This is a genomic window from Gluconobacter cadivus (assembly GCF_015244745.1).
Classification (GTDB): Bacteria; Pseudomonadota; Alphaproteobacteria; order Acetobacterales; family Acetobacteraceae; genus Gluconobacter; species Gluconobacter cadivus.
In genome coordinates this window covers 1-13,480 of sequence record NZ_JABCQI010000005.1, presented here as the reverse complement: position 1 = coordinate 13,480, position 13,480 = coordinate 1, and the positions used below count along the sequence as shown (strand labels likewise).

At 60.4% G+C, this 13,480-nt stretch carries 15 protein-coding genes and 1 tRNA gene; 12 read left to right on the top strand and 4 right to left on the bottom strand.

Annotated elements, in window-relative coordinates; all coding sequences use genetic code 11:
* Window positions 1-10: 10 nt before the first annotated feature.
* Window positions 11-1,126 carry a tRNA dihydrouridine synthase DusB gene (gene dusB, locus HKD28_RS08225; RefSeq protein ID WP_062028953.1) on the bottom strand — a complete coding sequence of 372 codons (1,116 nt, stop codon included), beginning with the start codon at window positions 1,124-1,126 and terminating at the stop codon, window positions 11-13.
* On the opposite strand from dusB, the gene HKD28_RS08220 reads away from it, so the two are divergent.
* Entirely contained in the window at window positions 1,125-2,069 is a 945-nt protein-coding gene (locus tag HKD28_RS08220; protein WP_235993377.1) for an alpha/beta fold hydrolase, read from the top strand. The two genes, dusB and HKD28_RS08220, sit on opposite strands and share 2 nt — an antisense overlap.
* A gap of 2 nt (window positions 2,070-2,071) precedes the next feature.
* On the opposite strand, the gene HKD28_RS08215 is transcribed toward HKD28_RS08220, so the two are convergent.
* Window positions 2,072-2,311, bottom strand: coding sequence for a hypothetical protein (locus tag HKD28_RS08215; protein WP_194267888.1), 240 nt, complete (start codon window positions 2,309-2,311; stop codon window positions 2,072-2,074).
* A gap of 113 nt (window positions 2,312-2,424) precedes the next feature.
* Here HKD28_RS08215 and HKD28_RS08210 point away from each other — a divergent pair, with 113 nt between their 5' ends.
* The 3 genes from HKD28_RS08210 to HKD28_RS08200 all read left to right on the top strand — a co-directional run bounded on the left by HKD28_RS08210 (window position 2,425) and on the right by HKD28_RS08200 (window position 6,656).
* Complete coding sequence (locus tag HKD28_RS08210; RefSeq protein WP_194267887.1) at window positions 2,425-3,498, top strand: quinone-dependent dihydroorotate dehydrogenase; 1,074 nt, start codon at window positions 2,425-2,427, stop codon at window positions 3,496-3,498.
* 146 nt (window positions 3,499-3,644) lie between these two features.
* Entirely contained in the window at window positions 3,645-6,077 is a 2,433-nt protein-coding gene (locus HKD28_RS08205) for a DUF3772 domain-containing protein (RefSeq protein WP_194267886.1), read from the top strand.
* Window positions 6,078-6,170: 93 nt separating this feature from the next.
* Window positions 6,171-6,656: a hypothetical protein gene (locus HKD28_RS08200; protein WP_194267885.1), complete on the top strand. Its 486-nt coding sequence runs from the start codon at window positions 6,171-6,173 to the stop codon at window positions 6,654-6,656.
* Between the two features lie 15 nt (window positions 6,657-6,671).
* Here the strand turns inward: HKD28_RS08200 and ubiM are convergent, their stop codons facing one another.
* Both ubiM and HKD28_RS08190 read right to left on the bottom strand, forming a co-directional pair.
* On the bottom strand, window positions 6,672-7,856 hold the full coding sequence (gene ubiM / locus HKD28_RS08195) for a 5-demethoxyubiquinol-8 5-hydroxylase UbiM (protein ID WP_194262241.1): 1,185 nt from the start codon (window positions 7,854-7,856) through the stop codon (window positions 6,672-6,674).
* Between the two features lie 4 nt (window positions 7,857-7,860).
* On the bottom strand, window positions 7,861-8,463 hold the full coding sequence (locus tag HKD28_RS08190) for a nitroreductase family protein (RefSeq protein WP_194267884.1): 603 nt from the start codon (window positions 8,461-8,463) through the stop codon (window positions 7,861-7,863).
* A gap of 211 nt (window positions 8,464-8,674) precedes the next feature.
* Between HKD28_RS08190 and hisB the strand changes: the two genes are divergently transcribed.
* From hisB to HKD28_RS08150, 8 genes are all read left to right on the top strand, one after another.
* Entirely contained in the window at window positions 8,675-9,271 is a 597-nt protein-coding gene (gene hisB, locus HKD28_RS08185) for an imidazoleglycerol-phosphate dehydratase HisB (protein ID WP_086648118.1), read from the top strand.
* The gene (locus HKD28_RS08180) at window positions 9,268-9,669 is read left to right on the top strand and encodes a hypothetical protein (protein WP_194267883.1); all 402 of its coding nucleotides are present in this window, start codon (window positions 9,268-9,270) and stop codon (window positions 9,667-9,669) included. The genes hisB and HKD28_RS08180 overlap by 4 nt, the downstream gene beginning before the upstream one ends.
* Entirely contained in the window at window positions 9,654-10,292 is a 639-nt protein-coding gene (gene hisH / locus HKD28_RS08175; RefSeq protein ID WP_194267882.1) for an imidazole glycerol phosphate synthase subunit HisH, read from the top strand. Before HKD28_RS08180 ends, hisH begins: the two co-directional genes overlap by 16 nt.
* Window positions 10,289-11,647 carry a 1-(5-phosphoribosyl)-5-[(5-phosphoribosylamino)methylideneamino]imidazole-4-carboxamide isomerase gene (gene hisA, locus HKD28_RS08170; RefSeq protein WP_194267881.1) on the top strand — a complete coding sequence of 453 codons (1,359 nt, stop codon included), beginning with the start codon at window positions 10,289-10,291 and terminating at the stop codon, window positions 11,645-11,647. The genes hisH and hisA overlap by 4 nt, the downstream gene beginning before the upstream one ends.
* Window positions 11,641-12,402 carry an imidazole glycerol phosphate synthase subunit HisF gene (gene hisF, locus HKD28_RS08165; RefSeq protein ID WP_194262236.1) on the top strand — a complete coding sequence of 254 codons (762 nt, stop codon included), beginning with the start codon at window positions 11,641-11,643 and terminating at the stop codon, window positions 12,400-12,402. The genes hisA and hisF overlap by 7 nt, the downstream gene beginning before the upstream one ends.
* A 4-nt stretch (window positions 12,403-12,406) precedes the next feature.
* A complete protein-coding gene (locus HKD28_RS08160; protein ID WP_194262235.1) occupies window positions 12,407-12,808 on the top strand; it encodes a phosphoribosyl-ATP diphosphatase in 402 nt (133 codons plus the stop codon).
* 14 nt (window positions 12,809-12,822) lie between these two features.
* Window positions 12,823-13,191, top strand: a complete 369-nt coding sequence (locus tag HKD28_RS08155; protein WP_194267880.1) for a histidine triad nucleotide-binding protein — start codon at window positions 12,823-12,825, stop codon at window positions 13,189-13,191.
* A 48-nt stretch (window positions 13,192-13,239) separates the two neighbouring features.
* Window positions 13,240-13,315 (top strand) — tRNA-Glu (locus HKD28_RS08150).
* Window positions 13,316-13,480 lie beyond the last annotated feature (165 nt).

Below are 13,480 nucleotides of genomic sequence, written 5' to 3'. Positions count from 1 at the left end.
GCGCATGACCTCAGGCCGCCTCACGCGTGCCATCGCGGCTCAGACTGCCTGCCGGTCCGGCTTCGCGGTTGCGGACGACACCGGCTTCGATATGACGGTCATAGAAGCCTTCGAGCAGCGCAATGGCTTCAGCGGCATTATCCACATTATTGATCGTAGAGCGGAACGTCGCAGACCCCGGCAGCCCAGCGGAATACCAGGAGACATGTTTGCGCGCGAGGCGCAGTCCCGGACGTTCGCCGAAATGGTCGAGCATCATGCGATAATGACGCAGGGCAATCTCTTTTTCGGTCGCCAGATCCGGGTCCGGCACATCCTCGCCCGTCCGTAGGGACTGCGCCACCTGCGCCGTGAACCACGGACGACCATAACAACCCCGCCCGATCATCACACCATCGGCCTGAGACTGGTGCAGCGCCTCACGCGCATCGCGGATGGTGTTGATGTCACCATTAACGATGACCGGCAGCGACACCGCGTCCTTCACCGTTTTGACGAAACGCCAGTCCGCGGTGCCGTTATAGAACATCTGCCGGGTGCGACCGTGAACCGTCACAAGCCGGATTCCGCTCTCTTCCGCGATTTTCGCCAGACGCGGCGCATTGAGAGAGTTGTGGTCCCAGCCCATGCGCATCTTAAGCGTCACCGGCACATTCACGGCCCGCGCCGTGGCTTCCAGCAGCTTCCCGGCCAAAACCTCGTCGCGCATCAGTGCGGAGCCAGCCATCTGCCCGATCGCCACTTTCTTCACCGGACAGCCAAAATTGATGTCGATGAGGTTTGCCCCTCCATCGACCGAAATCTTCGCCGCCTGCGCCATGGCTTCGGGATCACACCCGGCAAGCTGGACCGCATTGGGCCCGCGCTCGGCCATCCGCGCCATGCGCATGGTGTTTTCGTTCTCACGGATCATCGCCCAGGAGGCGATCATTTCCGATACGACAAGCCCTGCTCCCAGATCGCGCGCGAGCTGGCGGAACGGCAGATCCGTCACCCCTGAGAGCGGGGCGAGGATCACCGGGTCCTCGATCACCACCCCCTGCCCCAGATCAATGGGTTTCAGAACACGGTTCGGAGGAGCGGTTTCAGGCGCGTCAGGCGTGACGGAAGGTGAGGAAACAGTCATGGCCCTTCCAATTTACCGCCCTGCCCCCGCAAGCGCAAACGCTCCTTTGAACGCAACCCGCCTTACGGTCCGCGCGCTATGGCCTGCGACAATGTCCACGCCCCATCCGGCCAGTGTTTTTACGGAGAAGACCATGCCGCATATCACGACCAGTGACGGAATCCGCATCCATTACGAGGAACAGGGACACGGACGGCCCATCGTCATGATTCATGGCTGGACGTTTTCGGGACGCTTCTTTCACCGCAATATCGGCCCGATCTCAGAACAGGCCCGCGTCATCACTGTGGACCTGCGCGGCCATGGGCGTTCGGAAAAACCGTCACACGGTTACAGGATCGCGCGTCTGGCCGCCGATCTACGGGACCTGCTGGTGGCGCTGAACCTGCGGGACGTCACGGTTCTGGGCTGGTCGATCGGCTGTCCGGTCATCTGGTCGTATCTGGAACTGTTCGGATCAGAGCGCATCCGTAATGCCATATTCGTCCAGCAGACCCCGAAACAGTATTATTCTGCTGACTGGAAGCTCGGCCATGCCGACTGTTACGATCAGGCGGGCCTGACGGCCGTACAGCAGCAACTAACCCTCACCCCGGAAGACTTCGACCGGGCCAATCTGGAAAACTGCATCTGCCATCCCCTTCCAGACGAAGAAAAAGCCTTCCTGCTTCGCGAGATGGCACATAGTCCCGCACATGCCCGCAGCGCCATGATGGCCGATCACACCACGCAGGACTGGCGCGATGTCCTGCCGCATCTCACGCTTCCGGCCCTGATGATGGTGGCCCGAAAAGATACGATACTGAACCCCGAAGGTCCCGCCTGGGTCGCACAGCACATGCCCAACTGTACCGGCATGGACTTCGAAGACAGTGCTCACATGGTTTTTCTGGACGAAACTGAAAAGTTCAACCGTGCAGTTCTGGAGTTTCTGAAAACCTGACCTCAGCCTGTTGGGCCGATTTCTTCACTATGCCGCTTCAAACCGTCCTGCGTAATCACGAAGCGCCCGTCATCACGCAGTTCGGACAAGCCCAGCCGCTCCAGCCGCTCCAGACAGGGCTGGTCTTTCAATCCGGTCGGGCGGCCCGTCGCGCCACAGAGCAGAAGCCGGTGCAGCGTCGAGCGGCAACACGTCTCAAGGTAAGGCTCGTCATAGGATTCAGAAGTAGGGGCATCGGACATGCATTCGCGTCTATCGTGTCCCTGCGTTACCGCCAAGATAAAACGCCACCAGACATCGCCCAAAGCTGTGAGGTGGATGCTTCACAGCACGGATTAGGGTATGGAAACGATTCATGATCGATCTCGGAACGCTCGTCACTCCTCTCCTGCACCGCTTCGACACCGAAACGGCGCATGAACTTGCCATTCACTCTCTCGCTCTTGGCCTCGGCGGTCAGGCGCCGAAAGACGTCCCGGCCCTCTCGACCCGTGTGCTCGGCCTGCGCTTTCCCAATCCGATCGGCCTGGCCGCCGGGTTCGACAAGGATGCCCGCGCCATTCGCCCGCTTGCAAAGCTGGGCTTCGGGCATATCGAGGCCGGAACCGTGACGCCCCGCCCCCAGCCCGGCAATCCGGGCCCACGGTTGTTCCGGCTGGTCGAGGATGGCGCGATCATCAACCGTATGGGATTCAATGGCTGCGGCGTGAACCGCTTCTGCCGACGTCTCGCCCGTCTGCACCGCCCGATGCCCAATGGCCGGACGCGCGGCCCGATCGTTCCATTGGGCGTGAATATCGGCATCAACAAGACCGGCTCCGACCCGCTTCGGGATTATCCGGAACTCGTTGCCCGTGTGCGGCCGTATGCCGACTACATCACGATGAATCTGTCCTCGCCCAATACGCCGGGCCTGCGGGATCTTCAGTCGGCGGCGATGCTGAAAGAGCTTCTGGCAGCGATCAACACGCGCAACCCCGAACGGCCGCCACTTCTGGTCAAGCTCGCGCCGGATCTGGATGACAGCTCCTACGAACCGATCCTTGAAGCAGCCATCGAAGGTGGTGCGCAGGGCCTGATCCTGACCAACACGACCATCGCCCGTCCCGGCAGCCTGCGCGATCCGGCAGCCCGCGAAACCGGCGGCCTGTCCGGGCGCCCTCTGGCGGCCCGTTCGCGGGATGTGCTGCGGATCGTCTCCGGACTGAACAAGGGCCGGCTGGAGCTGATTTCCTGCGGCGGCATTGAAACAGGCGAGGATATTCTTGCCCGCATCCGCATGGGCGCGGACATGGTGCAGATCTATTCCTCTTTCGTGCTTCAGGGGCCCGGTATCCTGAGCCGCATGAAACAGGAACTTCTGGACGCCATGCGTCGCGACGGCTTCGAGTCGATTGCGGACGCGCATGGAGTGGACTGGAAGGACTGATCCTCCGCAGCACTTTACGCCTCCCGGGCATCTTTTCTCTTTGGGAAAAGATGCCTTTTTCATATCCGTGTTCTCCGCCGCAATCGAACCCCTGTCCCTGCAAACCGTTGAAAACCCATCAAGACACTGAACGGAACACCCGACGCATGACCACACGGCCTGCCGCGCGCGCCTCTTCATCTCTTAAACAACAGCGGTCTGGAGCCGTTTGCGGACGTGTTCTGAGTGTTCTGTCCGTCGCTTTCACACTGGTTTTTGCAGGACTGGTTCCTCCCGCTGCACGTGCTGCGCCTCAGGCTACAGCCCAAACGAACACGGCCCCTTCAAAGCCCATGCTGAAAGGCATCGGAAACGACGCGCAGTCCGATCCCACCACATCCGGCCTTGGCTGGGCTGCGGTTTCCAGCACCATCGCTCACCAGCTCGACGACAGCGCCACCACCTTGCGCCAGGTCTTCGCCGTTCTGAACCGCAAGGATGAAAATACGGGCAACAGCGAACTCGACAGCCTGTCGTCCCGGATCCAGAAGGTCCAGCAGAACACGCAGGACGCCGTCACGCAGATCCAGTCCTACGACAACATCACCGAATCTTTTCTGAAGATCCTCGGCACCAGCGCGGCGGAAAACGAAGATCCCTCCGTCACGGCACAGCGGCAGCGGATGCAACAGAATGCGCAGTCTGTAAAATCGGCCCTGATCCGTGCCAGACTCTATAATCTTCAGGCCCAGCAACTCAACACGGCCATCAACGCGCGTCGCACACAGCTTCAGCACGCAGCTCTGTCCGAACATACGGTTTCACCGCTGGCTCCGCGCTTCTGGAACACACTCCTGACCGAGCGCGCCGAAAACCACTCTTCGTTTCATGAAGGCGGCGTTCTGGCGAACTGGCTCCACCTTCTGATCGGCTGCGCGATCACGTTCGCGGTCATCGGCCTCAGCTCTCCTTTGATCCTGCGTCTGCTCAAGCGCTGTGGCGCCCATTTCCGGCCCGCCACTGAAGACAGCGTGAAAGAGGCGCTCTCCGCCAGCGTCATTGCCATTACGCTGAACGGTGCGCTGGAAGCCCTGATCGCTACACTGACATGGTTCATCTGGGCTGCGGCAGCCCTGCCTGATGGCGGCGGCCCGATTGGTGCGATCATCGGGGAGACCGTTCCTGTCTGTGGCTTTATTATCGGCGCCGGACTGCCTGTTTTTGGACGGAGCGGCGTTCTGGCGCAGGGTAATCCCGGTGAGCGCAAGGCGCTTCGGGGTGTGGACTGGATTCTGGCGATCAGCATTCTTCTTCTGGATCTGCTGCGCGCCTTTCAGGCTCAGGATGCTTTCGGCCAGACGCTTCAGATCCTGCTGGAAATCGCGTTCTCCATCGCCATTGGCCTATGTGCCGTGGATACGTTCCGCCGACTGGGCAACCAGAACGATACGCGCGGCTTTGCGCCATCCGCGCTAGGCGTGTCCAGCCTGCTTCTGACGGTCACGGTCATTTCCATCCTGCTGGGCTATGTGGCCTTCGCCTTCACGCTCAATGGCTGGCTGCTCTCGCTGGGTACCGGTGTGGCCATCGTGGCCCTTCTGGGTTTGTGCTGGCGCGATGTTCTGGAGCGGCTGTTTTCGGAAGGCAGTTTCTTCAGCCTCCGCCTGATGCAGCTTGGCCTTCCCCAGCCGCGCCTGTCGCAGATCGGAGTGATCCTCTCCGGGCTTGGAAATATCCTGCTGCTTCTGCTGCTGTTTTCCATTGCACAAACAGATGGCAGCTTCAGTGTTACGGATATCACGACCCGCCTCTGGCTGCTGTTCGTCGGCAACACCATTCACGGCGTGAAGATTTCTCTCGATACGGTCGTGCTGGTCATCGTGCTGGCTGTGGTCGCCTATTACGCCATCCGCCAGACCCGAGGCTGGATCAGGGACCGGTTTTTCCCAACCACGCGCCTTGATATCGGCAGTCGCACGTCGATCCTCAGCATTTTCACCTATTGTTCGTGGATCCTCGTCGGCCTTGGCATTCTCTCCATCGCCGGGGTGTCTGTGCAGAACCTGACCTGGGTGGTCAGTGCTCTCTCGGTCGGTATCGGTTTTGGCCTGCAATCCATCGTGCAGAACTTCGTCTCTGGCGTTATTCTTATGGCCGAACGGCCAGTGCGCGTTGGAGACATGGTCGAAATCGCCGGTACACGGGGCGATATCAAGCGCATCAGCATCCGCGCGACCGATATTGGGTTGAGCGACGGTTCGACCATGATCGTTCCGAACTCACAGTTCATCACCACAAGCGTCAAAAACGCCACGCTGAGCGGTGCGACGGGCACCCTGACCCTAACATTTCAGGTTCCGGTGGCGACCCATCCGGAAAAAGCAAAATCCATGCTGCTGGAAGTTGCCGCACATCGCGACGACGTCCTCGCAACACCCGCCCCCAAAGTCAGGGTCAGTGCCATTACCGCAGACAGCCTGACTGTGACCCTGAGTGTCGCCCTTACTTCCGCGCGCGACGCCAGCAGCGTGCAGGACGCCATTCTCTTTGACGTCTTCCGCCGGTTCCGTTCCGAAGGCATCGCCATCACAACAGCCTGATCAAAAATAAGGAGTGGGACTCCGGGAAATACTCGATTTCCGAACGGACTGACCATAATGTCAGTCCGTCCAGAGAAATCAGGATTTAGACCAATGCCGTCTCCGACACATATTCCCGGTGAAAAGTCAGGCGGACAGGTCTTTCATCTGCCTGTGCGCTCAAAAACGCTCTCAAGAGCGGAAGCAGCCGCCCATCTCGCACTACCGGAACGCAGAATGAAGCTGCTGTCCCTCCTCGGCACGGGGCCTGCACACACGCAGGGCCCGGATGGCAAAATCGCGTATCGCCGCGAAGATCTGGAACTCTATCTTACGGCCCTGCACGAAAAAGCCGATATTTCCGGGACGGAAATGACGCGACGCCGGGCACAGGCGGCACCCAGCCGTCAGCGAGCATTGGAACTCGTGCAGATCAACAGCAAAACCGGCTTTCCTGATCCAGACCCGTTCATGATGCTGGCAACCGGCGCGGACGCCCGCCACCATGCCTGTTTTTTTATCATCAAGGTCATGGCGCTGTTCGGGCTGATCATGCTCTGCATTTCATCAACACCGCTGCTGCGAGCACATTTCAACTGATGGATCGTCGAGGCCTCAGCCCTGACGATCCATCAGCATATTTGTCACGGCTGCCTTGAAGGGCAGAAGCCGGTTGGCCACTGCCAGCCCGGCCCGACGCGCCATCAGGAACGGGGCTTCGTCACGGGTATAAACGGTCGCAATGGCATTGGTGGCCGCAAAGAGCGGCGCCGTCGCCAGACGGTGCGTCCGCTCGAAACGCGACAGAACGGACGGATCACCCGCATCACCGGGACCATCTGCAATCGCCTTGGCCAGAACTTCCTGTCCCTTAAGGCCAAGATTGAACCCGTGCGCCGTAATCGGATGCATTCCCACCGCGGCATCCCCGATCAGGGCCAGACGCGGCGCCTGAAAGCGATGGGCGTAAACGGCCTTGAGCGGATACACGCAACGCGCGCTCTCCAGCGTCATCGGCCCCATACGCCCCTGCGTACGGGCGGTGATATCCTCGCTGAACGCCTTCCCATCGAGCGCCTTGAGACGCGCGATCTCGTCTGGCTCCAGCGTCAGAACCAGCGATGAACAGGACCCCGGACGATCATCCGCTGCGACCGGAAGCAGAGCAATCGTCTGCCCTTCATCGAACCATTGAAGCGCCGTATTGGCATGCGGCTCGGGATGCCGCATCCGGCAGACCATGATGTTCCGCTGGAAATCGTGAACGATCGCCCCGATCCCGGCTTCGGTCCGCAGGCGTGAAAAACGCCCATCCGCCGCCACGAGCAGATCGGCCTCAAGACGTTCGCCATTGGCCAGAATGACGCCTGCCGACCGCGTATCGTGCCACGAACTGGCAATGCCTTCCCCGGCTTTGAGGTCTATACCCGGCGTTCTCGAAACCACGCGATAAAGCGCCCGGCGGATCAGATGATTCGCCACCATATGCCCCAGCGCATCAGGGCCATCGGCGGGTGCATCAAAGAGAAGTGGCGGATTTCCAGTCTTCCCGGTCTCAATCCGGGCTGTATACATCGGGCAGATGCTACCAGCCGGGATCTCGTCCCACGCACCGACAGCTTTTAGCCATTCCGAGGCATGATGCGTCAGCGCGATTTCCCGCCCGTCAAAAGGCGGATCGGCCAGCACATCCGCAGAAGACCGCTCGACAAGGCAGACCTTGCGTCCGTCCCGCGCAAACGAAATGGCCGCAGCCAGCCCGACCGGACCACCACCCGCGATGATAACGTCGTAACGCATCTGTTCAGCCGGCATCCGCGGCGAACTTGATGGCATCGCCCTTCCAGACCGCCATGTAATCGTCGATTTCGGGACGCTTGCGCTCATCGGAATGCTTCGCGGGCGTTCCGACGAACAGGAAACCCGCGAGACGATGTGGCTCGGGTAGCCCCAGAGCTGTTAACAGAATACGGTCTTCACAGAACGGACCCGTTACCCACATACCGCCGAAACCGGATGCGTGAAGCGCATTCAGAACATTCATCGCTCCTGCGGCCACAGCCATTTCCTGTTCGATGACCGGGATTTTTCCTTCAGGTTTAAGATGCATCCCGAGTGCGATAATCATCGGCATATTGGAAAAGCGATGATGACGCTTGGTCTTCTTGGCTTCAGGCGCATCGGGCTCCTGCCGCCCCATCGCTTCCACCACGAGATCGGCGAAAGCCTCGCGATGCTTGCCCTTGATCACAGTATAGCGCCAAGGCCGCATTTTCCCGTGATCTGGCGCCCGCAGACCAGCGGAGAGAATGGTGCGCAGGTCATCCCCCTTCGGCGGAGGCTCGACGAGATGGTCCGTCGAGGCGCGGGAGAGAAGGACGTCGAGGGGGGAATGATGATGTGCCATAATCAGGAAATATGGTCCGATCTTTCTTCCTCGCCAAGGGCAATTTCCTGACACGGCCCACTTCAAGGAAACGTGACGTGCTTTCGCACGGTTTCCTCCGGGAACACGCTTTCCCCGCTCCGGCTTTTTCTTTCTGCAAACGGACGGATTTTGCACGCATCTTAGCCAGATAGCGTGGAAATCCGCGCCATGCTGGTGTAGCAGAGAGGTCATGAACGACATCCGCCACGCCAGCCTGCATCGCGCCACCAGCGAAACCGACATCACCCTTGCCCTCACGCTCGACGGCGAAGGCCGTTCCGACGTAGACAGCGGCATCGGCTTTTTCGATCACATGCTGACGGCGCTGGCCAAACATGGTGGCTTCAACCTTGACCTGAAAGCCAAAGGAGACCTGCATATCGACGGGCATCATACTGTCGAGGATGTTGGCATCGTTTTCGGACAGGCCTTTCGTCAGGCCATTGGCGACAAGCGCGGCATCGAGCGTTTCGGCCATGCGCTTGTCCCGCTGGACGAAGCCCTGTGCGAAGCCGTGGTGGATATTTCCGGCCGCCCCTATCTTGCCTGGAATGTCGTCTTTCCGCGGGAGAAGATCGGCACGATGGACACGGAACTGTTCGAAGAGTTTTTCCGCGCCTTCGCCATGTCCGCCCATATCGCCCTGCATCTGACCTGCAAGGCTGGCACCAATGCGCATCACATCGCCGAAAGCGGCTTCAAGGCCGTTGCCCGCGCGCTGAAAGTTGCCGTTTCGCATGATCCGCGCTCGGCGGGCGCTATCCCTTCCACCAAAGGCGTGCTGTGAAGCTCTATATTCCCTGCACGAAGCCTGATGCTCCTGGCCCGCAGATGCCCGTGATGGTGCAGGACGGTTTTTCATGGCGCGTCCTGTTTTGCGGCTGGTTTGGCCTGCTGACCTATGGCGCATGGATTTCCGCCCTTCTGGCTGCTGCCGTCACCATGATCGTTCTGCATGTCCTGAAAGGGTTCTGGCCCCGGCTTGATCTGGTCGTAGCCATTCATGCCGTCCTCGCCAGCTTTACGGCTGAGATCCGGCTGTGGGAACAGCGCCTGAACGGCCGCATTCCCGGCACGCCCATCGCCGCACCCAGCCGGGACATCGCGCTCCTGCGCTGGATGGACCAGCAGCAATACACCCCTTCCTACGGCACATCTCCGGAGTTTCCATGCGCGTCGTCGTAATTGACTACAATGGCGGAAATCTCGCCTCGGCCGCACAGGCAGCCCGCAAGGCCGCGACACGCAAGGGGATCGAAGCCGACGTCGTCATTTCCCGCGACGCAGACGACATCCTCACCGCAGACCGACTGATCCTCCCCGGTCAGGGTGCATTCGCGGACTGCGCGCAGGGCCTTGGTCCCGAACTGCGCAACATGCTTGAAACCGCAACTTCTAATGGCACGCCGTTTCTCGGCATCTGCGTCGGCATGCAGCTCATGAGCGAATACGGCCTCGAACATGGCCGGACCGAGGGGCTGGGCTGGATCTCTGGCAATATCCGGCGCATGGATGAAGCCGCCAGTGCCGGTCTGCGTCTGCCCCATATGGGCTGGAACACGTTGGATTTCATACCCGGCGCACATCTGCTGACGGACGGCCTCACACCCGGCAATCACGGCTATTTTGTTCATTCCTATGCTCTGCATGACGGCGCGGACAGCGATCTGGTCGCCACCGCGCAGTACGGCACGCAGGTTCCGGCCATCGTCGCCCGCGGAAACCGCTGCGGCACGCAGTTCCACGTCGAAAAAAGCCAGGATGTCGGCCTGACCATCCTCGGCAACTTCCTGCGGTGGACTTCATGACGATCAGTTGTGAACGGGTTGTCTCGTCACTGTCGCCCGAAGATCTGGACGCCCTGATCGAGGCCACATCGGCGGGTATTCTGGACGGTGGCGGCTTCGGCTGGCTCCAACCTCCCGGCCATCAGGCACTGGCGCGCTATTTCGAGGGCCTGCTGCTTGTGCCGGAGCGCAGCCTGTATGTCGTGCGTGACAATGGCACGATCTGCGGGGCGGGCCAGCTTGTCCGCCCGCCTGCAAGCTATGAAGCCCACGCGGCAACCGCCAACCTGACCGGTTTTTTCGTGGCGCCCTATGCCCGCGGGCGCGGTCTGGGACGCGCGCTTCTGGAAACCATGCTCAAGGGCGCAAAGGCCATTGGCTGCAAGGTTGTAAACTGCGACATCCGCGAAACGCATGTCGCCGCTATCGGGCTGTTCCGGTCATTCGAGTTCGAACACTGGGGCACGCATCCTTATTATGCACGGATCGGAGGGCAGACGGTGCGCGGACTTTTTCTCTCAAAACTTCTGGCAAACGAGAACGAGGCCGCCCGCTGGCAGTCCAGCATCGCCATGCCTGACGCCAGCAGTTCCGCCTCCAGTTCGGCATCCGAACCGGAAACTCCGACTGCGACACACGGTCTGACGCTTTACCCCGCCATCGACCTCAAGGACGGTGCCTGCGTCCGACTGCGACGCGGCGAAATGGAAGATGCAACCCATTATTCCGACGATCCTGGTGCTCAGGCTCGCATGTTCGCCGAAGCCGGATGCCGTCACATCCATGTCGTGGACCTGAACGGTGCTTTTGCAGGCCGTTCGACCAATATTCCGGCGATCGAATCCATCGTGAAGGCCACCAGCCTTCCCGTACAGCTCGGCGGCGGAATCCGAGACATGGCGGCCATTGAACGCTGGCTCGAAGCGGGCGTCTCACGCGTCATTCTGGGTTCCGTGGCCGTCAAGGACCCTGAACTTGTGCGTCAGGCCGCCCGTGCCTTCCCGGGCCGTATCGTTGCTGGCATCGACGCCAGACAAGGCCGCGTCGCCACCGAAGGCTGGGCAGAAGTGTCGGAACTGGAAGCCAACGATCTGGCCCTGCGCATGGAAGATGCCGGCGTCGCCGCCGTGATTTTCACCGAAATCACCCGGGACGGAATGCTGGCCGGGCTCGACCTCGAACAGACCGCAGACATGGCGCGCCGCCTGTCTATTCCCGTCATCGCCAGCGGCGGTGTCGGAACTCTGGAGCATCTCAAGGCTCTGCGCGACGTCGCCCGCGACGTTCCGGGCATTTCCGGCGCGATCGTCGGACGCGCGCTCTATGACGGCCGTATCGCACTCAAAGACGCACTGGACGTCCTCGGGTCATGCTGAAACTCCGCGTTATCCCCTGCCTGGACGTCAAGGACGGTCGCGTCGTCAAAGGGGTGAACTTCGTCTCCCTGCGCGACGCAGGCGATCCGGTCGAACAGGCCAAACTTTACGACGCCGCCGGTGCCGACGAACTTACCTTTCTGGACATCACTGCCAGCGTTGAAAACCGGGACACCATTCTCGACGTCGTTCGCCGCACGGCCGAAGCCATCTGTCTGCCCCTGACCGTGGGCGGTGGTGTCCGCACCTGCGAAGACATGCGCCGTCTCCTGCTCGCCGGTGCCGACAAATGCGCCGTCAACTCGGCTGCCATCAAAAACCCGGACCTGATTCGTGAGGCCTCTGAACGTTTCGGCAGTCAGTGCATCGTCGTTGCCATCGATGCGCGCTCCAATGGCCAGGGTGGCTGGGAAGTCTATGCCAAGGGCGGCCGCGAACCCACAGGTCTGGATGTCGTGGAATGGGCGCGGAAAATGCAGGATCTCGGCGCAGGTGAAATCCTGCTGACCAGCATGGACCGCGACGGCACCCGCGCAGGTTTTGACCTCGATCTGCTGCGCGCGGTCTGCAACGCCGTGACTGTTCCGGTTGTTGCCTCGGGCGGCGTGGGCGAATTACAGCATTTTGTGGAGGGCGCGGAAGTTGGCGCAAGTGGCCTTCTGGCGGCAAGTGTGTTCCACTTCGGCCAGTTCCGCATCGATGAAGTCAAGAACGCGCTGAACAAGGCCGGTCTGCCGGTCAGGCTTGGAGAGTAAGATCATGGGTAAACCCGCCACCAAACCGGCTCCGAAGCCCTCAAAACAGCAGGATGACAAGAAATCCGACCTCCTGCAGGAACAGATCCTCCAGCGCCTGTATGACACGGTTCAGTCCCGTCGCGGCACCGACCCGTCCCTCAGCCATTCCGCACGCCTGATGTCTCGCGGCCGCAATAAAATCGCCCAGAAATTCGGTGAGGAAGCGGTCGAATGCCTGATTGAAGCCGTCAACGGCAACCGCAAGGAGCTGATCGGCGAAAGCGCGGATGTTCTGTACCACTTGATCGTTATGTGGGTGGACGCAGGCGTCTCCCCTGAAGACGTCTGGACGGAACTCAAGCGCCGCGAAGGCACCAGCGGCATCGCAGAAAAAGCTGCCCGCCCCAAGGAAAAGATCGGCTAAACAGGAGCCTGCCCATGGCATACGACCCCAACAACATCTTCGCCCGCATCCTGCGTCAGGAAATCCCCTCACGCACGGTCTATGAAGATGATTTCGTGCTCGCCTTTCACGATATCGCCCCTCAGGCGCCGATCCATGTTCTGGTCATCCCCAAAGGTCCTTACGTCTCCATCGCAGATTTTGGCGCAACAGCCTCTCCAGAGGAAATCACAGGCTTCTGGCGTGCGGTCTCAAAAGTCGCCGAAGACGAAGGCCTGACCCAAGAAGGCTTCCGCCTCATCAGCAATTCCGGCCCCAATTCCGGGCAGGAAGTCCCCCATTTCCACGTTCATCTGTTCGGCGGGAAAAGCCTCGGCCCTCTGCTGACACAAAAAACCTCCTAAATAACGCTTGCAAAGATCCGAAGGGCACCCTATTAACCCCTTCGCCTCGTCCCATTCGTCTAGAGGCCTAGGACACTGCCCTCTCACGGCGGCAACAGGGGTTCGAATCCCCTATGGGACACCAGATTTATTTGGCAATGCTATCAAGCACTTACCGCCAAACTAGGCCCTCCATTACAAAAATTAAGTAGCGATTTTGGACCAATTCTGGACCAATGACGATTCCGTCCCCTTTCGGAGTTCGTCTCATGGCCCGTATAAAGTCCGCCGAAAATGCTAAAGATCCCGC

Excerpts from the sequence above, each read along its gene's own strand:
- dusB (WP_062028953.1), bottom strand. The coding sequence starts at position 1,126 with ATGACTGTTTCCTCACCTTCCGTCACGCCTGACGCGCCTGAAACCGCT.
- HKD28_RS08215 (WP_194267888.1), bottom strand. The coding sequence starts at position 2,311 with ATGTCCGATGCCCCTACTTCTGAATCCTATGACGAGCCTTACCTTGAG.
- HKD28_RS08160 (WP_194262235.1), top strand. The coding sequence starts at position 12,407 with ATGGGTAAACCCGCCACCAAACCGGCTCCGAAGCCCTCAAAACAGCAG.
- HKD28_RS08200 (WP_194267885.1), top strand. The coding sequence starts at position 6,171 with ATGCCGTCTCCGACACATATTCCCGGTGAAAAGTCAGGCGGACAGGTC.
- HKD28_RS08210 (WP_194267887.1), top strand. The coding sequence starts at position 2,425 with ATGATCGATCTCGGAACGCTCGTCACTCCTCTCCTGCACCGCTTCGAC.
- HKD28_RS08205 (WP_194267886.1), top strand. The coding sequence starts at position 3,645 with ATGACCACACGGCCTGCCGCGCGCGCCTCTTCATCTCTTAAACAACAG.
- HKD28_RS08155 (WP_194267880.1), top strand. The coding sequence starts at position 12,823 with ATGGCATACGACCCCAACAACATCTTCGCCCGCATCCTGCGTCAGGAA.
- hisA (WP_194267881.1), top strand. The coding sequence starts at position 10,289 with ATGACGATCAGTTGTGAACGGGTTGTCTCGTCACTGTCGCCCGAAGAT.
- hisH (WP_194267882.1), top strand. The coding sequence starts at position 9,654 with ATGCGCGTCGTCGTAATTGACTACAATGGCGGAAATCTCGCCTCGGCC.
- HKD28_RS08220 (WP_235993377.1), top strand. The coding sequence starts at position 1,125 with ATGGCCCTTCCAATTTACCGCCCTGCCCCCGCAAGCGCAAACGCTCCT.
- hisB (WP_086648118.1), top strand. The coding sequence starts at position 8,675 with ATGAACGACATCCGCCACGCCAGCCTGCATCGCGCCACCAGCGAAACC.
- ubiM (WP_194262241.1), bottom strand. The coding sequence starts at position 7,856 with ATGCGTTACGACGTTATCATCGCGGGTGGTGGTCCGGTCGGGCTGGCT.
- HKD28_RS08190 (WP_194267884.1), bottom strand. The coding sequence starts at position 8,463 with ATGGCACATCATCATTCCCCCCTCGACGTCCTTCTCTCCCGCGCCTCG.
- hisF (WP_194262236.1), top strand. The coding sequence starts at position 11,641 with ATGCTGAAACTCCGCGTTATCCCCTGCCTGGACGTCAAGGACGGTCGC.